Genomic DNA, 26,032 nt, shown 5'->3' on the forward strand with positions numbered 1-26,032 from the left:
GAAACAAATGACTGATCTTCTTGGGCTATTGGCGCATTTTTATATGGGAGTTTGTTATGAACGCAGCTATTGCTTGGCTTCTGCCACGTGCATCGGCATCGTTGGTCGACGATCTCGACGCCTTCATTTCAACGTCGATTTTCTGTGGGATCGGCTTACTCGTTTCACTGTCCGTATTGATCTTGGATCAATATCTTCCGGGTGAGTGGTTCTAGTCGGCTTCCAGGCGGGGGAGCGGGCGAACACCGGACGTATGGCTGCCCTTCTTTGTACCGGGCCGCGCCTCTGGCGCTGGATTCGGCCCCGCTGCGCGCACCTTCGAGCAGGGGATAAGAGCATAAAACGCCCCGCCATCGGCACATTCGGTAATTTTGTGGTCGATCTTGCTACGCACTATCCTTGCCTGAAGGCTTTTCTTCGTATGAACTGACAGATAGAGACGAATCTTCAAGTCTCGGGATGCGAGCGCCGTGGGATGAGGTGAAGGCGCGGCAACGGCCATTGCCGAACGATGCGCTCAGGATCGTGGCGCGCGGCGCGGACAGGGAAGATTGGGCAGCGGCGCGAAGCAAATGACCCTGAATGCGTAGCGTTCGAGTGCGGGGTCCTCGAATGAACGAGGTCGCCCCACTGCGGCGGCAACTATACGCTCACCCGCCAGTTGGGGTAAGGTCTTTTGGAAATGAACCGACTCGAAGGGCTTTAGGTATGAAAAAAGCAGTATTGGCGTTAGCAACCGCAGCCACCATTGCGGTGACTGCCTTGGCGATCCCATCCCCTGCCGAAGCAAGGTGGCGGGGTGGCGTAACGTTCAATGGCTACGCTTATAGCCCCGGCTATGATAGCGGCTACACTTACTACGGCAGGTATGCCCCTCCTTATGGGTACGGCGGATCTCCACTCATAACGGGATATGTTCCGACCATCCTGTACAGCAGCGGTGTTCGTCCTCCCCCCTATTACGGCGGATCCACGAGGAGCTATGCTCCGGGCTTCGATGCCCGGTACAGGCTCCGTGTTCGTCCCTCCCACGCGTACGGCTACTGGTGATGGTCAGGTCGCGCCGCTGAGGCCAGGATAATCGAATATGAAGTGCTCGAATGAAAGAGGCCGCCAATTGAGGCGGCCTTGCTCAATCATCCCCTGCCACTCTGAATGCACACGAATGTATAAGTAGGGCCGGCTCCTGGCGCCCCTATATAGACGGATTCCGTAGCCGCCTTTTTACAAGCATCAAGCGTTGGATAGGAACTAATGGGGGCTGCACCATTTGCATTGGTGGAGACCCACATCATCCACAGAGCGAAATAAGCCATTTCCGTACCTCCCTTTTGCTCGGCAATGAGACCTAACACTATGCCAACCGTACCGGCTAGGCGGCACGAAAAAGCCGCCGCCGGGTTGAGACAGCGATAACTCTAACGCAATACCTCGCGCGTGATGACCTCGGCGATTGCAGTCCGGCCGAATTGGTTTGGCCTATTCCTTCAATCAACTGAACCAGGGCGTGAACCCTAAGTTCGAGCGGCCGAGGGAGGTCCGCTACATCGCTTCAGCCACAAGAGCGTCCGGCCGGGCCCTCGCCTGCAGGCGGGACACCGCCTCGGCCAGCGGAACGTCGGCCTGTGAGCCGTCGCGCTCGCGCAGGCTCACCCCGCCGTCCCTCATCTCGCGCCCGCCGACAATCGCCATCACCGGCACCGACATTTCATGCGCCGCCACGATGCGCCGCGAAAGGGTATCGGCGCCGTCATAGGCAACGGCCCGGATTCCGGCATCCCAAAACGCCGCCAGAACGTCTGCGCCGTATCCGGCCTGGTCTTTCGAGATCGGCGCGACCGCGACCTGGTCCGGCGACAGCCAGAAGGGAAGCACGCCGCCGTGGTGCTCGAGCAGGATCGCGATCATGCGACTGAGCGATCCGAAGATGGCGTGGTGGATCATCAGGGGCCTCGCGCGGCTGCCGTCGGGGGCGATGTAGGACGCCTCGAGCCGCTGCGGCAGCACGCCGTCGAGTTGCACCGTGCCGCACTGCCAGGATCGTCCCAGCCGGTCGCGCAGCGCGAATTCCAGCTTCGGTCCGTAGAACGCGCCTTCGCCAGGATTGATCTGAGGCGCGAGGCCGCATTGCCGCGCGGCATCGCCGAGCTTCGCCTCCGACCAGTCCCAGGTCGCGTCGTCGCCGGCGCGCACCGCCGGCCGCGTCGCCAGCACCACCTCGTAGTCGGGAAAACCGAGCTCGCGATAAACCTCGCCCAGCAGGTCGATGAAGCTCGCGACTTCACCCTCCACTTCCTGTTCGCGGCAGAACACGTGGGCGTCGTCCTGCTCGAAGGCGCGCGTCCGCATGATGCCGTGGAGCGAGCCGGAAGGCTCATTGCGGTGGCAAGCGCCGAACTCGGCATAGCGGATCGGAAGCTCCCGCCACGAGCGCAGCCCCTTGTTGAAGATCTGAACGTGGCACGGGCACGACATCGGCTTCAGCGCCATTGCCAGTTCGCCGTCGTCGATCCGGAACATCTGTTCGCCGAACTTGTCCCAGTGGCCGCTTCGGCCCCAGAATTCCTGCGGCAGCAGTTGTGGCGTCCGGACCTCGGCATAGCCGGCCCGGCGCATCTTGCCCCGGACATAGTCCTCCAGCACCCGATAGAGCGCGTAGCCGCGCGGATGCCAGAACACCATGCCCGGCGCATCTTCCTGAAGGTGCCAGAGTTTGAGTTTTACGCCGAGATTTCTGTGGTCGAGATCGTCCATGGCTATGTTCCTTGTGATGGGAAAAAGCGCGGACGGGGACCATCAAAAACCAGAAAAGGCCCCGTCCGTCGCCGGGCGGGGCCTTTTCTGGGTGAAGTACGCTTGTCTCTAGCGCACGCATCCAGCAGGCGATCCGCCGTAAGCGGTCGCCGTGGTGGTCAATGCGGCTGATCGAAGCTTGTTCATGCTCTGTATATGGCGGTAAAGCGCGCAGGCGTCAACGCCAGCCGCCCGGCGCCGCGGAATATGGATGGATGTGCGGGGACATCAACACCCGCCTGCCCCGCGGATCAAAGCGAGCGTGGCGCCGGATATGGTGGCTGGATCGGCGTCTCGTTGAGCGGGCTGTGCTCGCCCACGCCGCCTCAGTCGGCGGACGCATCGCCGAGACGGTTGTTCCGAAGGCCCAGCTTGGCCGTCCTGGCGCGAATGCCCCCAACCGTCCGCTTCATTTCAAGCGCGATGGCCCTCGGAGGCTTGCCGCTACCGATCAACGATCGCAGCAGGGCATCGTCTTCCGCCGTCCAATCCGCGCCGCTCAGTTGAAAGCGGTCTTCGCGGCCCGCTTCCCTGTTTGGCGGCGCAAACCTCGCCCAGCCCAGCGTCTCATGGAAAATCACAACGAAGGCGATCCACAGGACGACGGCCCGCCCCTCGGACAAGGCGGCGGATTTGAGATGTTGCGCGCTGAACGTCGCCGGCAAGAATGCGCCAAGAGCGGGCCAGATGTCTCCCGCGATCGTATTGACGCCATACGCGTACAGCGACACGAACGGGCACGAGGCGACGGCACCGACGGCGGCCACCAGCCAAAGCGGCAGGCTTCGCCCGGCTGTTTTGCTCACCAATTGGGTGACAAGGCCGGTCAGGCACCAGGGCACAATGGCGAGCGAGAGGACGTAGACGGTCGCGCCGGCGCTTCCCATGATGGCCGCGTATGGCCCGAGAACGGCCGAAAGCATCGCCAGCACGATCGGAACGCCGCAGAAGAAAGCGACATCGATCAACGCCTGTTTCGACAGGCGCAAACGCGCAACCAATTCCATCCCGTTGCTCCGCTAGCTTCCGACGCACCGTCATAGTGCGAGCGAAACAGTGGAGCAACCGTCGAACCTGCCGATCTGGACCGCGGACTCGCGCCGCATCTGCCGTCATAGGCATCACGTGACGGGCCGTGCGGCCTAGAATGCCCTGCTGATGGCCGCGACAACGAACGGCGCGGCCATCACCAGGACCGGCCACAGCCGGAACATCAGCCGGCGCGACTACTACCTGCGGCAATTCGCTTTTTGAGCGTCTCGCAAACAGTGCGGACTTCGGATGTCATCAGGGAACAATCCTCGATCTGCAAGAAGTAGCGCTTGCCTTCCTCGCGATAGTTCGCCGCCAACTCCTTGATCTCGTTGACCATGGAGTGAACGCCCGCGACCATCGCCTCGCATTTCTTGGCGGCCTCGGACAGTTCGACACCGAGCGCCTCGATCTCCTTCACGGCTGCGTCGTATTCGCGGATCACGGCTTCAGCCGAGAGTTTGCCGACCTGATTGACGCCTTCCTTGTGCTCGACGTAATCGGGCATCGGGCCATTCGGCAACGGGCGATCGCTACCGTTGGCGCGGATGACGGGCCCTCGCCGGGTGCTGTGGATGATGTTGCCGATTTCCCCTTCGATATCGTCAGCGTCGAGCAATGGAGAGCGCGTGAGGATTTCAGTGCTTAAAGTCATCGACTTTGCTCCAAATTGTTACGCGGAGAGCAATGAATTTAGCACCGTCAAGCGGGAAGTCATCATTGTCCACAGCTCGCTATGTATTGATTCATACATTGGAACCGGCCGTGATGACGGTGGATTCACGGGGGTGACAGAGCAGCACTGAACATTCGATGAGGCGCGCAAGTCTTCGTCGACGCCCCTTTTGAAAGCCGGAATCAGCCGCGCTTGCGCCGCCGGTAATCCCGCTTCTTCGGCTTCGGGGCGAGTTCCGGCATTTCGGCCTGCACTTCCCGATACCGTGCCAGCATGCGGTCAAAACTGGCGTTGAGCGCCTCCGCGATCTCGGGCCGCTTTTCCAGTCCGGCCAGCAGCAATCCTGCGGCCTCGATGGTGGCGAGGCCGTCGCCACGCGGCTCCTTGCGGAGCTTGCCGTAGCGCGAAGGCCGCTTCGGGCCCAAAATGACCCGCTGGCATTTCAGCATCCACGCGTTACGCCACCACAGCGCCTTGGCCTGGCTCCAGGTTCCGTCGAGCAGCACGATGCCTTCGATGTCGGCGAGGATGGCGCGCTGGTGCGGCTCGACCTCGCCTTTGCGGTTGATCGCGACGATCTCGGCATCGGTATCGAGGTCGCTGACCTTGGCCGAACCGAGATAGAGCACCGCCCAGCGCGATGGATCGTCCACCTTCCGCCCCAGCGCCTTGGAAAGGCTCGGCCAGGACAGGCCGATTTTGAGGACCGCATCCTCAAAATGCATGGCCGTCAGCCGCGCGGTGCCGAGCGCCCTGTCCTGCTCCTGCGGGTGCTGCAGGATCAGCAGCGAGATACGGCTTTCGATCGGCGTAACGCTGTCGCAGATGCAGAGCGGCAACGGCTTGCCGCAATGCGGACAGTCCGGGACCACCTCTTCGGCGGAGCCGGACCTGGGATTGGCTTGTTCTGACATCCGCCCGCTATACGCTTCGTGGCGCGTAATTCAACTAGAGCCCCGTTCTGATTGAATCAGAACGGGGCTCTTGTCTTTTGTTTTGACGCGTTTTCTTCACGCGAACCGGAGTCCACTTCGCTCGAAAACGCTCTATTCGGCGGGCGCTGGAAGCGGGGCCGGCCGGGATCGCTGCCGCAGCCGGTCGATCAGGAGGTAGATCACCGGCGTGGTGTACAGCGTCAGGATCTGCGAAACGAATAACCCGCCGATGATGGTGATACCGAGCGGCCGGCGCAGTTCGGTGCCAGGGCCGGTGGCAATGACCAGCGGAATGCCGGCAAACAGCGCCGCCATCGTCGTCATCAGGATGGGCCGGAACCGGGCGCTGCAGGCCTCGAAGATCGCCTCCGCCGACGACAGGCCGCGGGTGCGTTCGGCGTCCAGCGCGAAATCGACCATCATGATGCCGTTCTTCTTGACGATGCCGATCAACAGGATGATGCCGACAAACGCGATCACCGTCAGCGGCGTGTTCGTCACCTGAAGCGCCAGCAGCGCGCCGAGGCCTGCGGACGGCAAGGTCGAGATGATCGTGATCGGGTGCGCCAGGCTCTCATAGAGCACGCCGAGCACGATATACATCGCCACCAGCGCCCCCAGGATCAGCAACGGCTGCCGCCCGCTGGTCTTGTTGAAATCGCCGGCATTGCCGTCGAAACTACCGCGGATGCCTTCTGGCATGTGCAGTTCCTCGACCGCGCGCTGGATGTTTGTGGTCGCGACCTCCAGTGGCACGTCGGGCAGCAGATTGAACGAGACCGTCGTCGAGGGGAAGGATTGCGAGTGATACACCGCGAGCGGCGACAGGCCACGCTGGTAGCGCACCACGGCCGATAGCGGCACCTGGGCATCGTTGGCGCCGGCCACGAAGATGCGCTCCAGATTTGAGGGATCGCTCTGGAATTTCGGGTCGATTTCCAGCACCACCATGTACTGGTTGCGCTGGGTATAGATGATCGAGATCTGCCGCTGCGCGAACGCGTTGTTCAGGGCGTTGTCGATATCCTGGACGCGAACGCCGAGGCTCGAGGCGGTCTTGCGGTCGATCACCAGCGACAATTGCAGCCCGCCGGGGTCGCGGTCGCTGGAAATGTCGGTGATGCCCTCCACCGTCTCCATGCGCTTGGCCACCAGCGGCGCCCATTTCTGCAACAGGTCGAGGTCGGTGCTCGACAGCGTATACTGATAGTCGGAATCGCTCTGCCGGCCGCCGGTGCGGATGTCCTGTGCCGCGAACATGAACAGGCGGATGCCGGCCACCCGGTAGAGATCGCGGCGTAGCCGGTCGATCACCTGCGCGGTCGACATGCCCGCCCGCTCCTCCGGCGGCTTTAAGCTGATGAACATGATGCCGCGGTTGGAACCGCCACCGCCCGGACCGGCAGTGCCGCCGAGCGAGGAACCAACGCCGGCCACGGCCGGATCGGCCATCACGATGTCGGCGAGCTGTTGCTGCAGCCCCAGCATCGCCTGGAACGAGATGTCCGGGGATGCGCGGGTCGCGCCGATCACGAACCCGCTGTCGTCGGTCGGGAAATAGCCCTTCGGCGTCTTGATGTAGAGCACCACCGTCAGCGCGATGGTCGCAAAGAACACGAGCAGGGTCAGGAACGGGAAGCCCAGTACCGCCCGCAGCGTCCAGGTATAAAACGAGACGATGCGCGACAGCGTGCCCTCGATCAGGCGGTCGAACCAGGTAGCGCGGTCCGAGGTCGCCTCCTTGATGTAGTGCGCGCAGATCATCGGCGTGATCGTGAGCGAGACCACGGTCGACACCACGATGGCAAACGTCAGCGTCAGCGAGAATTCGCGCAACAACCGGCCGACGATCCCGTCCATGAAGATCAGCGGCGTAAACGCCGCGATCAGCGACAGGCTGATCGACAGTACGGTAAAGCCGATCTGCTTGGCGCCCTCCAGCGCCGCCGGATACGGCGCCATGCCGTGCTCGAGGTTGCGATACATGTTCTCGATCATGACGATGGCGTCGTCGACCACGAAGCCGACCGAGATCGCAAGCGCCATCAGCGACAGATTGTCGATCGAGAAGCCGGCGAGCCACATGCCGGCACAGGTGCCGGCCAGCGCCAGCGGCACCGAAACGCCGGCCGCAATGGTCGGCGTCACCCGCCGCAGGAACGCGAACACGACCACCATCACCAGGAACGCGGTCGCCAGCAGCGTGTACTGCATGTCGAGCACGCTGGCGCGGATGGTGCCGGTGCGGTCGACCAGCGTCGAAATTTCCACCCCGCCGGGCAGCCACTGCTTCAGTTCCGGGATCAGCGCCCTCACCCGATCGACGGTGTCGATCACGTTGGCGTCGCCCTGCTTGGTGATCTGGATCAGCACCGCCGGCTGCTTGTTGAACCAGGCGATCGAGCGGCTGTTGCGGACGGAGTCCTCGACGTCGGCAACGTCGGTCAGTCGGACGAAATTGCCGGCCGAGCTCTTGACGATGATGTCGCGGAATTCCGCCGCGGTGCGCATCTGCTTGTTGGTCGAGATCGTCTCGCTCTGGCGGCCACCGTTGAAGATGCCGACCGGCCCCAGCGGATTGGCATTGATGATGGCGAGCCGCACGTCGTCGGTAGCGATCCCCGCATTCGACAGCGCCACGGGATTCAGCGCGATCCGCACCGCGGGCTGGTCGGCGCCGGAGACGGTGACCTCGCCAACACCAGGCACTTGCGAGATGCGCTGCGCGATCACGGTATCGGCGACGTCGTACATCGCGCTGGTCGTCAGCGTCTTCGACGTCAGCGCCAGGACGAACACCGGAGCGGCTGAGGGATTGGCTTTACGGAAGCGCGGCAGCGACGGCAGGTCGCTCGGCAAATCCGCCAGCGACGCGTTGATCGCGGCCTGCACGTCACGCGCGGCGCGGTCGATGTCGCGGCCGATCGAGAATTGAAGCTGGATGCTGGTCGAGCCGAGCGAACTGGTCGAGGTGATCTGGTCGATGCCGGCAATCTGACCAAGACGCCGCTCCAGCGGCGCGGCAACGGTCGAGGCCATGACGGAAGGGTCAGCACCCGGACGCGTGGCGGACACCCGGATCATCGGAAAATCGACGTTCGGCACCGACGAGACCGGCAGGAAGATGTAGGCGACCATGCCGACCAGAAAGAGCCCGATCGCCAGCAGCGTGGTGCCAACCGGCCTGCGGATGAAGGGCTCCGAGATCGATGCCATCTACTGCATCCCCTCGGTCGCGCCGGCCACCGTCGGCCCGGGAGGCCCCGGGTCCGGCACCGCCTTTTCGATTTTCCGATTGAGCCGGTCGAGCGCCAGATAGATCACCGGCGTCGTATAGAGCGTCAGCAACTGACTCAGCAGCAAGCCGCCGATGATGGAGATGCCGAGCGGAAAGCGTAACTCGGCGCCGGTGCCGCTTTCGATCGCCAGCGGCAGCGCGCCGAACAGCGCGGCCAGCGTCGTCATCATGATCGGACGGAACCGCAACAGGCAGGCCTGCACGATGGCTTCATCAGGCGACATGCCCTGATGCCGCTCCGCCTCCAGCGCGAAGTCGATCATCATGATCGCGTTCTTCTTGACGATGCCCATCAGGAGAATGATGCCGATCAGGCCGATCACCGACAGGTCTTGGCCGAACAGCATCAGCGCCAGAATGGCGCCGACGCCCGCGGACGGCAGCGTCGAGAGAATGGTGATCGGATGGATGTAGCTCTCGTAGAGCACCCCTAACACGATGTAGATCGTGACGATCGCCGCCAGAATGAGCCATGGCTGGCCGGCCAGCGATTTCGAGAACTCGGCCGCATCGCCCGCATAGACGCCGACGATGCTGCCGGGCATGCCGATCCTGGTTTCGATCGCCTTGACGGCGTCGACGGCATCACCCAGCGCCTCGCCGGGCGCGAGGTTGAAGCTGAGCGAGACGGCAGGAAACTGCGCCAGATGCGAGATCGCCAGCGGCGCGGTGGTGCGGGTCAGCGTCGCCACCGCCGACAGCGGCACCTGGGCGCCGGGGGCGCCTGCGGTCGTGCTCGCGGCCCCCGGCAGATAGAGCTTTGACAGGATCGAGGGATCGCGCTGGTACATCGGCATCGCCTCCAGCACCACGCGGTACTGGTTGGCCTGGCCGTAGATGGTCGAAATCTGCCGCTGCGCAAAGGCATCGTTGAGGGTGTCGTTGACCGCCTGGATGTTGACACCGAGCTGACCGGCGCGCTGGCGATTGATGTCGAGCGCGGCGCGCAAGCCGCCCTCCTGCGCTTCCGACGAGACGTCGCGGAACAGCGGATCACGGCGCATTTCAGCAACCAGCTTCTGCGACCACAGCGTCACCTGGGCGGCATCGGTGCCGGTCAGCGTATACTGGTACTGCGAGCGGCTCGACTGGGTCGAGATCTGCACGTCCTGCACCGGCTGGAAGTAGATGGTCATGCCGGGGATCGACGCGGTGCGTTGCTTCAGCCGGTCGACCACGACGGAAATATCATCGTGCCGCTCGCCGCGCGGCCGCAGCGTCATCACCAGACGCCCAACATTGGTGGTCGGGTTGACCGAGCCGGCGCCGATCACGGAGACGACGCCGACCACGTCCGGATCGGCCTGGATCGCAGCCGCCGCCGTCGCCTGCCGGCTCTGCATCTCCGCAAAGGAAACGTCCTGTCCGGCCTCGGTCACCGCGGTGATCGACGCCGTGTCCTGCAGCGGCAAAAAGCCCTTCGGCGCGATCACATACATGAAGAGCGTTGCTGCGATGGTGGCGAAAGTCACCACAAGGGTCGCGCGCTGGCGCTGCAGCACCCACAGCAGCGTGCGATGGTAGAAGTCCACCATGCGGTCGATACCGCGGCTGACGGCAGCCAACCCCGGGACCGTCATCTCCTCGCCGACATGCTTCAAGAGCCGCGAACACATCATCGGCGTCAGCGTCAACGAGACGATCGCCGAGGTCACGACCGCGATCGTCAGCGTGAGCGCGAATTCGCGGAACATGCGCCCGACCAGTCCGGACATGAACAGCAGCGGGATGAAGACCGCGATCAGCGACACCGTCAGCGAGATCACGGTGAAGCCGATTTCGCTGGCGCCCTTCAGCGACGCCTCCATCACGGACTCGCCGTTTTCCATGTGACGGACGATGTTCTCGATCATCACGATGGCGTCGTCGACCACGAAGCCGGTACCGATCGTCAGCGCCATCAGCGACAGATTGTCGAGGCTGAAGCCCGAAAAATACATGATGCCGAAGCTCGTGATCAGGGAGAGCGGCAGCGCCACGCCCGCAATCAATGTCGCGCGCAGCGACCGCAGGAACAGCAGCACCACCAGCGTCACCAGCACCACGGAAAGGATCAGCGTGAACTGGACGTCACGCACCGAGGCGCGGATGGTGACGGTGCGGTCGGAGACGATCGTCAGGTTCACGCCGGCCGGGATGGCACGCTGCACCTTCGGGATTTCCGCGCGGATCTGCCGGACCACCTCGATCACGTTGGCGCCGGGTTGCCGCTGGATGTCGATGATCACAGCCGGCGTGCCCTGATACCAGCCGCCGGTCCGGTCGTTCTCCAGCCCGTCGATGATGATGGCGACGTCGCCGATCGTGACCGGCGAACCGTTGCGATAGGCGATGATGATCGGCTTGTAGGCATCCGCAGCCGCGATCTGGTCGTTGGCGGCGATGGTGTAGGCCTGTTGCGCGCCGTCGAGCGATCCCTTCGGCCCCGACACATTGGCGCCCGCGATCGCGTTGCGCAGATCCTCCATCGAGATGCCGTAGGCGGCCAGCCGCGCCAGATCGGCCTGCACCCTCACCGCAGGCTTGAGCCCGCCGAGGATTGCGACGCGCCCGACGCCAGAGATCTGGCTGAGCCGCTGGCCGAGGATGGTGTCGGCGATATCGCTCATGGCGCGCAGCGAAATCGTCTCCGACGTCAGCGCCAGTGTCAGGACCGGCGCATCGGCTGGATTGACTTTGGCGTAGGTCGGCGGATACGGCAGGTTTTTCGGCAGGATTCCCGCGGCGGCGTTGATCGCGGCCTGCACGTCCTGGGTGGCGCCATCGATGTCGCGGTTGAGGTCGAACTGCAGCGAGATCTGGCTGACGCCGAATGAGGAGGTCGACTGCATCGACGACAGCGACGGAATCTGTCCGAGCTGGCGCTCCAGCGGCGCCGTGATCAGCGACGCGATCACGTCGGGGCTGGCGCCCGGCAGTTGCGTTGTCACCTGCACGGTCGGGAAGTCGACCTGCGGCAGCGCCGATACCGGCAGCGCCCAATAGCCGAGCGCGCCACCGATCATCAGCGCGATCCCCAACAGCGAGGTCGCGATCGGCCGGCGGATGAACGGTTCGGAGACGCTCATGGTTGCGTCCTCACTTGCGAATTCATTTCAGGCGTGCGGCGTGTCGATCATGGCTGCGACTTCGCAGCGCCGCCCGATGGCGCGGCTGGTGCCGGGCCGGTTTGTCCCTTCTGGTCACCCTCACCGCGCTCGCGCTTGCCGCGGTGTTCGCCATCCTTGCCCTGACCTTCCCGGGCTTGACCTTCCTTCGCCTGCCCATCCTTGCCCTGACCACCCTTGGCGTCTCCCTTGACGTCTCCCTTGGCATCGGGGCTGCGGCTGCGCTTGCGCGGCGCCAGATCGGCGGTTGGCGCCCGATCATCGGTGCCGATCAGAACCTTGGCGCCGTCGGACAAATTGGCAAAGCCTGTGGTCACGACACGGTCGGAGGTCGACAGACCGCTGGCGATGACGGCGTCGTTTTCGTTCTGCTGCGTCACCACGACCGGCTTGGCGGTTGCGACGTTATCGGGGCCGATCACATAGCTGAAAGTCCCGACGGGGCCGCGCTGTACGGCCGATGCCGGCACCACGATCGCCTTGTCCAGCGTTTCGACCTTCAGCCGCACATTGACGAACTGTCCGGGCCAGAGCTGGAATTTTGCGTTCGGAAATTCGGCCTTCAGCTTCAGCGTGCCCGTGGTCGGATCGACCTGGTTGTCGATGCCCTTGAGCGTACCGGTATCGACGACGGTGACGCCGTCATTGCCGAACACGTCCACCGCCAGCACGCCCTTGGCGGCGGCGGCGTTGACCCGCACGATCTGCTGCTGCGGCAGGCTGAACGTTACCGCGATCGGCTGCAACTGGGTGATGATGACGAGGCCGGTTACATCAGAAGCGCGGATGATGTTGCCCTGGTCGACCTGGCGCAGGCCGGCGCGCCCCGACAGCGGCGCGATGATCTTGGTATAGCCAAGCGTCGCCTTCGCGTTGTCAATCGCAGCCTGGTCGGCATTCACCAGCGCCTCCTGCTGGGCCACCACCGCGCGCTGCGTATCGGCTTGTTGCTTGGAGCCGGCGTTGGATGCCGCAAGCTGCTGATAGCGCGCGAGATCGAGCTTCTGGTTGGCAAGCAGGGCTTCATCCTGCGCCTTCTTCGCTACCGCCTGATCGTATTGTGCCTGATAGATCACAGGATCTATCTCGCCGAGGACGTCTCCCTTGTTGACGTCCTGGCCCTCGACGAAATTCACGGCGATCAGCTTGCCGTCAACCTGCGCGCGCACGAGCACATTGTTCAGCGCGCGGACCGAACCCACTGCGTCGAGATAGACCGGAACATCCTGCGTCCGCGGCACAGCCGCCAGCACCGGCACCGGGAGGTCGGGGCGTGCGCCGGGGCCGCCACGGCCGGTCTGTTTCTGCTGAAAGGCGTACCAGCCGAGATAGCCGAGCCCGCCGAGGATCAATAGCGTGACCGTCAGCGACACCATCCGCCGGCCAATGCCGCGCGCGACGCGCTTGCCCGTCGTCTTCGCGTCGTCCTTCTGTTCCGGCTTAAAGAGCATCGACCGGCCTTTCCATCCTGGGCTCCCAGCCGCCCCCCAGCGCCTGATAGAGGCTGACGATCGCAAGCAGCCGGGCCAGTTGGGCCTGCCACAGCGCATCCTCAGCTTGAAATAGTGTCAGTTGCGTATTTAGCACAACTACGATGTCAGCAGTGCCGGCCCGTAGCTGCTGCTCGGACAATTCGAACGCCCGCCGCGATGCCGCCACCACCTCGCGCTGCAGCCGCAGCTTCTCCGTGGTCTGGCGGATCGACATCAGGGCGTTATCGACATCGGCAAAGGCCTGCACCACCGTCTTGCGATAGGTCTGCAGCAACTCGTCCTGCCGCGCCTTGGTGAACTCGAAATTGCCGAGGATCCTGCCGCCGTCGAAGATCGGCTGGGTCAGGCTGCCGACCATGCTGAAGAACGCCGCGTGCGGCTGAAACAGCGACGTCAGCGCCGAGCTTTGATAACCGCCCTGCCCGGTTAGCTGAATGCTCGGAAAGAACTGCGCGCGGGCGTTGCCGACATTGGCGGTCGCCGAGGCGAGTTGAGATTCCTGGCGGCGAATGTCAGGGCGTTGCGTCAGCAATTCCGACGGCAGGCCGGGCGTGACGCGCGGCGAGGCGATCTGGTTGAGCGAACCGCCGGTGACGCGCACGGCTTCCGGCGGCCGCGACACCAGGGTTGCCAGCGCGTTGATATTCTGGTCGAGCGTCTGCCGCAGCGGCGGCACCAGCGCGCGCTGGTTGGCGAGCACGCTTTCCTGCTGCGCGACGTCGAGGTCTGTGCCGGTGCCGGCCTTGAAACGGTCGCGGATGGCATTGAGGATGCGCTCGGCGCTGGCGATGTTTCGCTGCGCGGTCCTGATCCGGTCCTGCGCCGCCAGCACCTGGAAATAGGCGTTGGCAACCGTCGTCAGCGTGGTCAGCGCGACGACGTCCCGATCGAAGCGGTTGGCGACCGCGGTCTCTTCGGCCGCCTGCGCGGCATCACGGTTCTTGCCCCAGAAGTCCAGCTCGTAACTGGCGCTGAGCGAGGCCGAGTAATTGACCACCTCGCGGCCGCCATTGGTCAGGCCGCTGGCGCTGGAGCCCGAGGTGCGGGAATAGGTCTCCTGGCCGGCGCCGCTGAGACTGGGCAGCAGTGCCGCGCCCGCTACCCGCGCCTGCGCGTCGGCCTGCCTGAACCGCGCAGTGGCCGCCGCGATGTCCAGATTGACGGTCTGCGCCTCTTCCATCAGGACGGTCAGCTCCCGCGAACGGAAGCCGCGCCACCAGTCGAGCGTCGGCGGCGCGTCCGCAGGCCTCGAAAGCCGGGCCGCCTTGTAGCCTTCGGGGATGTCGAGCGCGGGATCGGGAAGATCCTTGGTCAGAATGCAGCCCGCGGAGCTGGCGACGAGGCCAAGCGCGACAAACGACCGCGCCAGCCGCCTGCCGCCGGGAAGCAGAGCAGGCCAACCTCTGAACGCAGCAATCGCAATTCGCTGGGTCACACCCGTTCTCCACCGGGCAAATCCCGGCTCGGCGCAAGACGAGCGCTTCTCCTGATGGTCTGCGACACGATCACGGGTGATGCTTCCGTTGGAACCGGGCCGGATACTAGCCTTGCCACTGGGGCGCGGACAGCCCCGCGGAGCTCTCCGCAATCGTCCATTCGGTGCGCAAAACAGCCGGCAAAGCGCTCACTTCCCCTAGTTTTATAGGGTTTGCGCGATGTCGGGACGAGGCAGAGGCGCCGAAATCTTACGAAGATTTCATGGGGTTTTTCCCCCGTTCTGCCGCGACCTGTGGCCGATTTGAAACTCCGGGAACAGCCCTCCGTACCTCGCACGTGCAATGGAGGGCCAAAAATGCGGGTCGCGGTGGTCGGGACGGGAATCAGTGGCAATGCCGCGGCCTGGACCTTGTCGAATCACTATCCGGTCACTGTCTACGACCGCGAACTCAGGCCCGGCGGCCACAGCCATACGGTGAGCATCGACTATGACGGCGCCCGGCTTGCGGTCGACATCGGCTTCATCGTCTATAACGAGCTGAACTATCCGGACCTGACGGCGCTGTTCGCCCATCTCCGTGTCGAGACCGTCGAAAGTTGCATGAGCTTTGCGGTGACGGCGGATACCGGCCGCTTCGAGTGGAAAGGCGGCGGCAACAACTGGTTCGAGACCGCGCGCGGATTGTTCGCGCAAGCCAGCAACCTGCTGTCACCCTCCTATCTCTGGATGCTGCGTGACATCATCAACTTCAGCCAGCAGAGCATCGAGGATTACGCGGCCGGCAGACTCGCCGGGCTGACGCTCGGCGACTATTTCCGCACGCGCCATTTTGCGCCGCGGCTGTTGACCGACTATCTGGCGCCGATGGGCGCAGCAATCTGGTCGGCACCATCGAGCGAGATGCTGGATTTCCCGGCCGAAAATTTCGTCGCCTTCTTCGCCAACCATCGCCTGCTGCAATATGACCGCCCGGTATGGCGCACCGTGAAGGGCGGCAGCCAGCACTATGTCGAAAAACTCACCGCTTCATTCCGCGACCGGATCAAGCTTGGCTGCGCCGTCACGGCCATCGAACGTACCCCGCAAGGCGTCGTCATCCACGACTGCCACGGCAAGGCCAGCACCTACGATCACGTCGTGATCGCTTCCCACAGCGATCAGGCGCTGGCGATGCTGTCAGATGCCGATGACCGCGAGCGCGCCGTACTGGGTGCGATCGGCTACTCCCCCAACACGATCTATCTGCATCGCGATCCCGCGCTGATGCCAAAGCGCCGGCGCGCCTGGGCCTCGTGGAATTTCCTGCGCTGGCCGCGCCAAGGGGGCCTCGATCACAGCGTCGATAACGATGTCTCCGTGACCTACTGGATGAACGAGTTGCAGGGTATCGATCGCGACAAGCCGTTGTTCGTCAGCCTCAACCCGCCGGTCGCGCCCGATCCCTCACTAACCTTCGGCAAGTACCTGTGCGAGCATCCGCAATACAATGCCGCAGCCTTCGCCGCCCAAAAGCGCCTGCCCGAGATTCAGGGCCGGCGACACACCTGGTTCTGCGGCGCGTGGACCGGATATGGATTCCACGAGGACGGATTGCGATCCGGCCTCGCCGTCGCCGAAGCGCTCGGCGCGGTGGCGCCATGGCGCGAAACGCCGCTAGAGCTGTCGGAAGCCGCGGAGTAGTTATGCGCGCAACACCGGCAGGATCAAAACAGCCGCCCTCCGACGCCGCGGCGCTTTACGTCGGCAACGTCATGCATGCGCGGCTAAAGCCGATCGGCCATCGCTTCAGCTATCGCGTGATGAGCCTGCTGATCGATCTCGACCGGCTGTCGGACGCAGACCGGCAATCGCCGCTGTTCGGCGTCAACCGAGCGACGCTCTACAGCTTCCATGAGGTCGACCATGGCAAGCGGAACGGATCATCCTTGCTCGCCTACGCACAATTTTGCGCGACCGAGCGCGGTATCGACCTTGCCGGCGGACGGGTGCTGCTGCTCTGCTACCCCCGCCTGCTCGGTTATACCTTCAATCCACTTTCAGTCTATTTCTGCTATCGCGCCGATGGGGAGCTGGCGCTGCTGATCTATGAAGTGCGCAACACCTTTGGCGACATCCATCCTTACGTCCTGCCGGTGACATCGAGCGAAATCAGCGCCGCCGGCGTGCGGCAGCGGCAGGACAAGCTGTTCTACGTCTCGCCCTTCATCGAAATGGCGATGCGCTACCATTTTCACGTGCTGCCGCCGGGCGAGCGCGTCCAATTGCGAATTCTGGAAACCGACCGCGAAGGCCCCGTCCTCGCTGCAACTTTCAATGGCCATTGTCGCATGCTCAACACCAGGGAGTTGCTGCGCGCGTTTTTCGCCCTCCCGCTGGTCACCATGAAGATCATGGCGGCGATCCACTGGGAGGCGCTGTGGCTCTGGCTGAAGGGCGCGCGGCCGGTGCCGCGCAACGACGCAGCCCTCAATACGGGCTTGGCGACCGGGAAAGGCAACGATTATACTTCGCCCGCGTTGTCCGCCCACGCCAAAGACTGAGCAGGGCCGATTGGCCATGCGAAGTCCGGGTAAACCGACGTTCGATGGATCGCCCATGCCCGAGTTGATTTCGGTCACATTGGAAACCGTACACGCGGCGTTTCCGGAATTGCCCCGCCTGGTCCGGCTGGCGCTGGGCTTTGGTTCAAAACTGCAACACGGCACGCTCGACGTGACACTGGCCGACGGACGCATTGTCCGGCTGGGCGGCAACGGGCCAGGCCCGGCAGCCGCCATGACCGTCTCCAATTACGGCTTTGCCTCGCGGCTGCTGCGCGGCGGCGACATCGGTATTGCGGAAGCCTATCTGCGCGGCGAATGGGACACCCCTGATCTCACGCAATTCCTCTATCTGTTCTGCGTCAACCAGGACTGGATGCAGACGATGCTGGTCGCCAACCCGCTGGCACGCACCTTCCAGGCCGTGAGACACTGGCTCAACCGCAACACAAGGCGGCAGGCCCGCCGCAACATCTATGCGCATTACGACATCGGCAACGCGTTCTATTCGGCGTGGCTCGATCCCAGCATGACCTATTCGTCCGCGCTGTTCGAGGACGACACGGCAGACCTGACCGCAGCCCAGCACAACAAGTACCGCCGGCTTGCCGAGGCCATCGATCTGCGGCCAGGCCAGAAGCTTTTGGAGATTGGCTGCGGATGGGGCGGCTTTGCCGAATACGCCGCCAAGACGTTCGGCGCCAAGGTCGTCGGACTCACCATCAGCAAGGAGCAGCGCGATTTTGCCCAGGCGCGCATTCACAACGCCGGGCTCAGCGACAAGGTCGAGATCAGGCTGCAGGACTATCGCGACGAGCGCGATCGCTACGACCGGATCGCTTCCATCGAGATGATCGAGGCGGTCGGCGAGCAATTCTGGCCGAAATATTTTTCACAGTTGCGCGACCGCCTGCTGGCCGGGGGGCTCGCCGGCATCCAGACCATCACCATCCAGGACAGCCTGTTCCAGACCTATCGCCGTGAAGTCGACTTCATCCAGCGCTACGTCTTTCCGGGCGGCATGCTGCCCTCGCCGCAGATCCTCAAAACGCTCGGTGAACGGTTCGGCGTTCCCGTCATCCGCGAGCGCATTTTCGGGCAAGATTATGCCAGGACGCTCGCGATCTGGCGAAGCAATTTCCGGGCGGCCTGGCCCAACCTGACGCCGTCAGGCTTCGACGACCGCTTCCGGCGGCTGTGGGAGTATTACCTCGCCTATTGCGAGGCGGGGTTCCTGTCTGGAAATATCGACGTGCGTCAGGTGGTGTTTGCGAAATCGGGCTGACAGCCCTGTTTCAGCGCTGGCTTGTATGGCTAGCGGCGGTCCTTTAGGGTCGCCCAACGATTAGGCAAACAAACCGGCAATTTTGAAAAACATGGCCTTTAACAAAGACGTCATCGAAGCGATCGGCAACACGCCCCTCATCAAGCTCAATCGCGCTTCCGAGCTGACCGGCTGCACGATTCTCGGCAAGGCCGAATTCATGAATCCAGGCCAGTCGGTCAAGGACCGCGCGGGCAAGTGGATGATCCTGGAGGCTGAGAAGCGCGGCGAGCTCAAGCCGGGTGGGCTGGTGGTGGAATCGACCGCGGGCAATACCGGCATCGGTCTCGCCGTCGTCGCCAACGCGCGCGGTTACCGCACCTTGATCCTGATCCCGGAAACGCAGAGCAAGGAAAAGAAGGACACGCTGCGGCTGTGCGGCGCCGAGCTGATCGAAGTGCCGATGCTGCCCTACGCCAATCCGAACAACTACCAGCATGTCGGGCGGCGGCTGGCCGCCCAGCTTCGCAAGACCGAGCCGAACGGCGTGTTGTTCGCCGACCAGTGGAACAATCTCGACAACGCCAAGGCGCATTACGAGTCGACCGGTCCGGAGATCTGGGAGCAGACCGGCGGCAAGATCGACGGCTTCATCTGCTCGGTCGGCACCGGCGGCACGCTGGCCGGCGCCAGCCGCTATCTGAAGGAAAAGCACCCGGGCATCGTCAACGCCTGCGCCGATCCGCATGGCTTCGCGATGTACGAGCTGTTCAAGCACGGCACCGCCAGATCGACGCCGGGCGACTCGATCACCGAAGGCATCGGGCTCGGCCGCGTCACCCCGGTCATCGAGACCGCGAAGGTGGATGACGCCTTCCTGATTTCGGACGAGGAAGCCGTGAAGGTGATCTATGACCTGCTCGAGCACGAGGGCCTGTGCCTCGGCGGCTCTACCGGCGTTAACGTGGCCGGCGCGATCCAACTCGCCAAGCAGCTCGGACCGGGCAAGACCATCGTCACCATCCTTGCCGATTCCGGCAACCGCTATCAGTCAAAGCTGTTCAATCCGGAATTCATGCGCTCGAAGAACCTGCCGGTGCCGGAATGGCTGGAGAAGCGCACCCAGATCGACGTCCCGTTCGAGAAGGTGTGAGGGGAGCAGGATTCGTAGCCCGGATGGAGCGCAGCGTAATCCGGGGTTGACGATCGCGCGCGGGATACCCGGATTGCGCTGTGCTCCATCCGGGCTACGTCACCTGCCTAATGCCGCAGGATCTGGCTCAGGAACAGTTTCGTCCGCGCGTGCTGCGGATTGGCGAAGAATTCCTGCGGCGTGTTTGACTCGATCACCTGCCCCGCGTCCATGAAGACGACGCGGTTGGCGACTTCGCGGGCAAATCCCATTTCGTGGGTGACGACCAGCATGGTCATGCCTTCCCTGGCGAGATCGACCATGGTGTCGAGCACTTCCTTGACCATTTCGGGATCGAGCGCCGAGGTCGGCTCGTCGAACAGCATCACCTTGGGATTCATGGTCAGCGCGCGGGCGATGGCGACGCGTTGCTGCTGACCGCCCGACATCTGGCCCGGATATTTGTTGGCCTGATGCGGGATCTTGACCCGCTCCAGGAATTTCATCGCGGTCGCTTCGGCATCCTTTTTCGGGATGTTGCGCACCCAGATCGGCGCCAGCGTGCAGTTCTCCAGCACCGTCAAATGCGGAAACAGGTTAAAACTCTGGAACACCATGCCGACCTCGCGCCGGACTTCGTCGACCCGCCGCAGGTTCGGCCCGAGCTCGATGCCCTCGACGACGATCTGCCCTTCCTGGAATTCCTCCAGCGCGTTGATGCAACGGATCAGGGTCGACTTGCCCGAGCCTGACGGACCGCAGATCACGATGCGCTCACCCTTGGAAACATCGAGGTTGATGTCGCGCAGGACGTGGAAATCGCCGTACCATTTATTGAGGCCTTGGATGCCAACGATCGAGTCTGTGCTCATGGTCCCACACTCAGTTGCGGCGATGCGCGTTCAGCCTGTTCTCGACGAACAGGGAATAACGCGACATGCCAAAACAGAAAACGAAATAGACGATCCCGGTGAATGCAAAGCCGGTGAACAACGTGGTCGGCGTCGACCAGTTTGGATCGGAAAACGCCGCGCGCAACGATCCCAGGAGATCGAACAGCGCGACGATCGAAACCAGCGAGGTGTCCTTGAACAGGCTGATGAAGCTGTTGACGAGGTTGGGGATGACGTGGCGCAACGCCTGCGGCATCACAACCAGCGCCGTGGTCTTGCTCCAGGACAGGCCGAGCGCGCTCGCCGCCTCACCCTGCCCGCGCGGGATCGCTTGCAGGCCGCCGCGGATGTTTTCAGCCTGGTAGGCGCCGGTAAACAGCGCGATCCCGATCAGGGCGCGCACCAATCCGTCGATGGTGAAACCGGTCGGCACGAACAGCGGCAACATATAGGTTGCGAAGAACAGCACCGTGATCAGCGGAACTCCGCGCCAGAACTCGATGAAGGAGATCGAGAAAATCCGGATCAGCGGAATCGACGAACGCCGTCCGAGCGCGAGCGCAATGCCGACCGGCATCGACGCGACGATGCCGGTAACCGCCACCACCAGCGTCACCAGCAGGCCACCCCACAGCCGCGTGTCGACGACCGGCAATCCGCCCCGGTCTAACCCCAGCACCGCGATGACGATGCCGATGCCGGCGAAGATCGCAAGGCAATTGACCAGGGGCCGCAAACCGTCGCGTTTGCCGGCGCCCAACCAGAACACCAAAGCGAAAGCGATGACCGCGGTAGGCGCAAAATCCGCCCACACCGGCCGGCCAAAAGCCTGGATCTGGTCGCGCAGCCAGGTCAGCGGCAGCAGTAACCATCCAATCACCGCGCTCACCAGCACGATCAGTTTTCCGAGCAGCCACAGCAACGGCCCGATCACGGCAGTCGTCTCACCCGCGGCCGCGAGCTTTCGACCGCCGTCGCCAATACTGTCGTTGAAGCCTGACAGAAGTCCGGCCGACCAGCTCACACCAAACCCGCCCAGTCCGCCGCCGTGCAGCAGGAAGAAGGCGACAACGGGCAATGCGCCAAAGAAAAGCCCGGCATTAAGGGCCTTGGCCGGCAGCCGCGGAATCAGCAGCGGCAGCAGCAGGATCGCGGCCAGAATGAACGTCAAGTTGACCCGCCAGCGCTCCGGCTCCGGATAGAACCCATAGATGAACTGGGTGAATTTCGCCTGGATGAACGGCCAGCAGGCACCGACCACATGCCCGGCATTCTCGGCGAGACAGGCGGTGCGATCCTTGCCGGTCCAGACCGCATCGACCAGCAGGAATCTAACCGAGGGGACGAGGATGAACCACAGCAGCAGCGCGCTGACGATCGTGATCAGGATGTTGGTCGGCGAATTGAACAGGCGCGTGCGCAGGAAGCCGACAAAGCCCGTGGTCTTCACCGGCGCGGGGCGTTCGGCGACGAGGTCCTGGCGGACAAAGCCGGATGATGTGGTGTCGCTCATCAGCCCATGCTCCGGCTTATACGCCAGCTGTAGAAGCTCATGATCGCGCTCGTCACCAGCGAAATCAGCAGATAGACGCCCATGGTAATGCCGATGATCTCGATCGCCTGCCCGGTCTGGCTCAGCGTCGTGCCGGCAAACACCGACACCAGATCGGGATAACCGATCCCAACCGCCAGCGAAGAGTTTTTGGTCAGGTTGAGATACTGGTTGGTCAGCGGCGGCAAAATCACGCGCAGCGCCTGCGGAATCACGATCAGCCGCAGCACCGAGCCGCGCTGCAGTCCGAGCGAGGCTCCGGCTTCCATCTGCCCTTTGTGCACCGACAGAATACCGGCGCGCACAATCTCGGCGATGAAGGCGGCAGTGTAGGTCGACAGCGCCAGCGTCAGCGCGACAAATTCGGGAATGACGCGCGAGCCGCCGGAAAAATTGAACCCCTTGAGCACCGGAACCTCGAACGTCACCGGCAGGCCAAAGATCAAGGTCGACAGCAGCGGCAGACCAATCAGGAGACCGAGCACATAGGGCCAGACCTTGATCACCCTGCCGCTTTGAAACAGCTGCTGGCGCGAATACCGCGCCAACAGGATGGCCGCAACGATTCCCACCAGCAGGGCTGCGGCGAAAGGTTCGAAACCGGGATTGCCGATCGGCTTTGGAATCACCAATCCGCGATTGGAAAGAAAGAAACTGTCGAAGATCGAAATGCTCTGCCGCGGATTGGGCAGCGCGGCGAGCACCGCGAGGTACCAGAACAGGATCTGGAACAGGACCGGCAAATTGCGCAGCAGTTCGACGTAGCCGCCGGAGATGCGCGACAGCAGCCAGTTCGGCGACAGCCGGCCAAGCGCCACAAGGAAACCGATCAGCGTCGCGAAGAAGATGCCGATGACCGAGACCAGCAGCGTATTGAGCAGGCCGACCAGAAAGACGCGCGTGTAGGGATCGGATCCCGAATACGGGATCAGGCTCTGGCTGACGTCAAAGCCCGCATTGTTGGCAAGGAAGCCGAAGCCCGCGGTGATCCGCTGCGCCTGCAGATTGGCGCGGGCATTGGCGACGATCTCGTAGGCAATCCAGGACAGCGCCGCGACGAACAGAAGCTGGACGACAAAGCCGCTCCAGCCTGCACTTCCACCGAGCATCCGCTGCAGTTTGGCAACAAACTGCGTCGGAGGTTTTCGGGGTTCGATGGCCATCGCCGCAGCCCTCGTGCTGGCGATCAGCGGATCGGCGGTGCGTACTGGATGCCACCCTTGTTCCACAGCGCGTTGAGGCCGCGGGCAATTCCGAGCTTGGAGCCGGCGCCGACGTTGCGATCGAAGGCCTCGCCGTAATTGCCGACGGCCTTCACGATCCGCGACACCCAATCCTTGGTCAGGCCGAGCTGTTCACCGAGATTGCCGTCGGTCCCGAACACCCGTTTCATCTCGGGCTTGTCCGATTTAGCCATCTCATCGACGTTCTTCTGGGTAACGCCGAGCTCTTCGGCGGTAATCATCGCGAACAGCGTCCACTTCACGATGTCGAACCACTGATCGTCGCCATGGCGCACCATCGGGCCAAGCGGCTCCTTCGAGATGATTTCCGGAAGCACGACATGATCGGCCGGGTTGGCAAGCTTCAAACGGTCGGCATAAAGGCCGGACACGTCGGTCGTGAAGACGTCGCAGCGGCCGGACTCGTAAGCCTTGACAGCTTCGTCGTTGGTGCCGAACGCGATCACCTCGTACTTCATGTTGTTGCCCTTGAAGTAGTCGGCAAGGTTCTGCTCGGTCGTGGTGCCGGTCTGCACGCAAACGGACGCGCTGTTCAGTTCCAGCGCCGAATTCACCTTCAGCGCCTTCTTCACCAGAAAGCCCTGGCCGTCATAATAGGTTACGCCAGTAAAGTTAGCGCCGAGCGAGGTATCGCGCGACAGCGTCCAGGTGGTGTTGCGCGACAGCACGTCGATTTCACCCGACTGCAGCGCGGTGAAGCGGTCCTTGGCCGAGAGCGGCACGAACTTGATCTTGGTAGCGTCGTTGAAGACCGCGGCTGCAATGGCCCGGCAAACGTCGACGTCGAGCCCCGTCCAGTTACCCTTGTCGTCGGGTGACGAGAACCCCGGAAGACCCTGGCCGACGCCGCAGGACAGCATGCCCCGGTCCTTGACCGTCTTGAGGGTTTGCGCCGAGGCGGCCTGGGCCGAGAGACCGGCGGCGAGGGCAAGGGTAACAACCAGAGATACGCGTTTCATGGGCTGGGCCTTTCAAGGGGGTCGTCCGGAGATCGTTTTTTAGGCAACGCCTGACGTTATGGGGCCAACCCGCTGATCCCTCGCTGAAAAGCGTCCCCCCGGCCGTGCAGTTTGACGTGCAGTCCGGTCGGGCAATGGGTCGGATATCGCGGCAGGCCCCTCAACTTGCGGCGATGATAGTTGGCATGCATCACAGAACGACTGGCGTGCCGGGTCAAGGGGTTGACTGCCGTCTTCTGTGTCCCGTGATTAACTTACCCGGTCCTGCCCCGCCGTTCGGCGTTGTTTTCGCGATCAAGTTGTGGCTGCGGCATAACGTCTTGGATAATGCAAACGCATGAGCTTTTCGAACGTCGGTCCGTCCAACCCGTCAGGCTGTTCGACATGGGCTTTTCGTGGGGCGGCTTTGAAGCCTCATCATTCCCGTTCGACTGCAATGAATATCGCGCCGCGACCAAATGGTCCCCCGGCGGGCCGACGCTGCGGCTCCCCATCGGCCTGGAGAATGTCGACGAGTTCAAGGCCGATCTCGAGCGTGGTTTTGGGGCGCTGACGGCCGCCTGAAGCTTCGACCGACCGACAGTCCGGACCCACCCGCTGCTGCCGAGGCAGCCGGGGATTACGGCCCTGCGCCACCGGGGGTTGCGGCATTCACCCGTCGCCCGCGGCAAGCTCCGGACTTTTGCGGAGTGGTTTTCTCTAAACGATAACCACCCATTCACCATGAAGGTGAAACCCGCCGTCCGATCAACCAAAACTTTCACGCCTCAAGTTCCCTTATACCTTTGATGCCTAGTCATACCTTCGGGGATGGCCGTCATTGCCGTGCAGTTGGGGCGTCCCTGCGTAAGAGTAGTAAAGCGTATGAATATCGCACGTGTCTTCGTTCTGATCATCGCCTTGGGTGCCGGCGGTGTCGCTGCCTATCTCGCCCGTGGCACGGAAGATAAATCGCTGCCCGTGGCCGAACCGGTCGCGCAGTTGCCGACGGTGGAGATTCTGGTCGCGAAGTCCGACATCGGGCTCGGCCAGCCAGTCAAACCCGAAGACCTGCAATGGCAGACCTGGCCGGCTTCGACCGCCGGCAGCAATCTGGTCAACCGCGCCAGCAGGGCCGAGGCCATCAAGGAAATCGCAGGTTCGATCGCACGCTCTCCCTTCATCGCGGGCGAGCCGATCCGTGAGCAGAAGCTGGTCAAGGCCAACGGCTCCGGCTTCATGGCGGCCATCCTGCCGACCGGCATGCGGGCGATCTCGACCGAAATCTCGCCGGAAACCGGCGCCGGCGGCTTCATCCTGCCCAACGACCGCGTCGACGTCATCCTCACCAAGCGCGAAAAGAATCCGGACGGCAAAGGAGCCGATGTCCCCCAGTCCGAAATCATTCTCTCCAATATCCGTGTGCTGGCGATCGATCAGGCGCCGAAGGAAAAAGAGGGAAACAACACCCTCGTCGGACGCACCGTCACGCTCGAACTGAAGCCCGAGCAGGCCGAGCTGCTGGCGCGCTCGCGCCAGAACGGCACGCTGGCGCTTGCGCTGCGCAGCATCACCGATGTCAACGCGCCGGCTGAAGGCCGGGATCAGGTTCAAAAACGAAACGAGAGCGTCAACGTGGTTCGCTACGGGATCGCCAATCCAACGACGGCACAGAAGTGACCGAAAGGACGCCCGAG

At 63.1% G+C, this 26,032-nt stretch carries 17 protein-coding genes and 1 pseudogene; 6 read left to right on the forward strand and 12 right to left on the reverse strand.

The annotated features are described in order from the left end of the window. Window positions 1-1,542 precede the first annotated feature (1,542 nt). From thrS to V1283_RS16755, 8 genes are all read right to left on the reverse strand, one after another. Complete coding sequence (thrS, locus tag V1283_RS16720) at window positions 1,543-2,754, reverse strand: threonine--tRNA ligase (protein ID WP_334387552.1); 1,212 nt, start codon at window positions 2,752-2,754, stop codon at window positions 1,543-1,545. 365 nt (window positions 2,755-3,119) lie between these two features. Then, complete coding sequence (locus tag V1283_RS16725) at window positions 3,120-3,800, reverse strand: hypothetical protein (RefSeq protein ID WP_334387553.1); 681 nt, start codon at window positions 3,798-3,800, stop codon at window positions 3,120-3,122. A gap of 206 nt (window positions 3,801-4,006) precedes the next feature. Then, a complete protein-coding gene (locus tag V1283_RS16730; protein WP_334387554.1) occupies window positions 4,007-4,480 on the reverse strand; it encodes a hypothetical protein in 474 nt (157 codons plus the stop codon). Between the two features lie 203 nt (window positions 4,481-4,683). Continuing rightward, window positions 4,684-5,415 carry a tRNA-uridine aminocarboxypropyltransferase gene (locus V1283_RS16735; protein ID WP_334387555.1) on the reverse strand — a complete coding sequence of 244 codons (732 nt, stop codon included), beginning with the start codon at window positions 5,413-5,415 and terminating at the stop codon, window positions 4,684-4,686. Window positions 5,416-5,547: 132 nt separating this feature from the next. Continuing rightward, window positions 5,548-8,652 carry an efflux RND transporter permease subunit gene (locus V1283_RS16740; RefSeq protein WP_334387556.1) on the reverse strand — a complete coding sequence of 1,035 codons (3,105 nt, stop codon included), beginning with the start codon at window positions 8,650-8,652 and terminating at the stop codon, window positions 5,548-5,550. Then, a complete protein-coding gene (locus V1283_RS16745; RefSeq protein WP_334387557.1) occupies window positions 8,653-11,802 on the reverse strand; it encodes an efflux RND transporter permease subunit in 3,150 nt (1,049 codons plus the stop codon). A gap of 47 nt (window positions 11,803-11,849) precedes the next feature. Next, entirely contained in the window at window positions 11,850-13,292 is a 1,443-nt protein-coding gene (locus tag V1283_RS16750; protein ID WP_334387558.1) for an efflux RND transporter periplasmic adaptor subunit, read from the reverse strand. Then, on the reverse strand, window positions 13,282-14,724 hold the full coding sequence (locus tag V1283_RS16755; protein ID WP_442895864.1) for an efflux transporter outer membrane subunit: 1,443 nt from the start codon (window positions 14,722-14,724) through the stop codon (window positions 13,282-13,284). The genes V1283_RS16750 and V1283_RS16755 overlap by 11 nt, the downstream gene beginning before the upstream one ends. A gap of 402 nt (window positions 14,725-15,126) precedes the next feature. On the opposite strand from V1283_RS16755, the gene V1283_RS16760 reads away from it, so the two are divergent. From V1283_RS16760 to V1283_RS16775, 4 genes are all read left to right on the forward strand, one after another. After that, complete coding sequence (locus V1283_RS16760; RefSeq protein ID WP_334387559.1) at window positions 15,127-16,452, forward strand: NAD(P)/FAD-dependent oxidoreductase; 1,326 nt, start codon at window positions 15,127-15,129, stop codon at window positions 16,450-16,452. Between the two features lie 2 nt (window positions 16,453-16,454). Further along, window positions 16,455-17,312 (forward strand): DUF1365 domain-containing protein, encoded by an 858-nt coding sequence (locus V1283_RS16765; protein WP_334387560.1) that lies wholly within the window; start codon window positions 16,455-16,457, stop codon window positions 17,310-17,312. Window positions 17,313-17,367: 55 nt separating this feature from the next. Next, on the forward strand, window positions 17,368-18,597 hold the full coding sequence (locus tag V1283_RS16770) for a cyclopropane-fatty-acyl-phospholipid synthase family protein (RefSeq protein ID WP_334387561.1): 1,230 nt from the start codon (window positions 17,368-17,370) through the stop codon (window positions 18,595-18,597). Window positions 18,598-18,688: 91 nt separating this feature from the next. Continuing rightward, on the forward strand, window positions 18,689-19,729 hold the full coding sequence (locus tag V1283_RS16775) for a cysteine synthase A (protein WP_334387562.1): 1,041 nt from the start codon (window positions 18,689-18,691) through the stop codon (window positions 19,727-19,729). Between the two features lie 107 nt (window positions 19,730-19,836). On the opposite strand, the gene V1283_RS16780 is transcribed toward V1283_RS16775, so the two are convergent. The 4 genes from V1283_RS16780 to V1283_RS16795 are packed head-to-tail and all read right to left on the reverse strand — an operon-like array spanning window position 19,837 to window position 24,356. Continuing rightward, window positions 19,837-20,580 carry an amino acid ABC transporter ATP-binding protein gene (locus V1283_RS16780; RefSeq protein WP_334387563.1) on the reverse strand — a complete coding sequence of 248 codons (744 nt, stop codon included), beginning with the start codon at window positions 20,578-20,580 and terminating at the stop codon, window positions 19,837-19,839. Window positions 20,581-20,590: 10 nt separating this feature from the next. Continuing rightward, a complete protein-coding gene (locus tag V1283_RS16785) occupies window positions 20,591-22,114 on the reverse strand; it encodes an amino acid ABC transporter permease (protein ID WP_334387564.1) in 1,524 nt (507 codons plus the stop codon). After that, a complete protein-coding gene (locus V1283_RS16790) occupies window positions 22,114-23,316 on the reverse strand; it encodes an amino acid ABC transporter permease (RefSeq protein WP_334387565.1) in 1,203 nt (400 codons plus the stop codon). The genes V1283_RS16785 and V1283_RS16790 overlap by 1 nt, the downstream gene beginning before the upstream one ends. Window positions 23,317-23,339: 23 nt before the next feature. Beyond that, complete coding sequence (locus V1283_RS16795; protein WP_334387566.1) at window positions 23,340-24,356, reverse strand: amino acid ABC transporter substrate-binding protein; 1,017 nt, start codon at window positions 24,354-24,356, stop codon at window positions 23,340-23,342. 369 nt (window positions 24,357-24,725) lie between these two features. On the opposite strand from V1283_RS16795, the pseudogene V1283_RS16800 reads away from it, so the two are divergent. Both V1283_RS16800 and cpaB read left to right on the forward strand, forming a co-directional pair. Further along, window positions 24,726-24,920 (forward strand): annotated as a pseudogene (locus V1283_RS16800) (cystathionine beta-lyase); the annotation flags it as partial. Between the two features lie 300 nt (window positions 24,921-25,220). Next, window positions 25,221-26,015, forward strand: a complete 795-nt coding sequence (cpaB, locus tag V1283_RS16805; protein ID WP_334387567.1) for a Flp pilus assembly protein CpaB — start codon at window positions 25,221-25,223, stop codon at window positions 26,013-26,015. Window positions 26,016-26,032: the final 17 nt, after the last annotated feature.

The organism is Bradyrhizobium sp. AZCC 2262 (genome assembly GCF_036924535.1).
Taxonomy (GTDB): domain Bacteria; phylum Pseudomonadota; class Alphaproteobacteria; order Rhizobiales; family Xanthobacteraceae; genus Bradyrhizobium.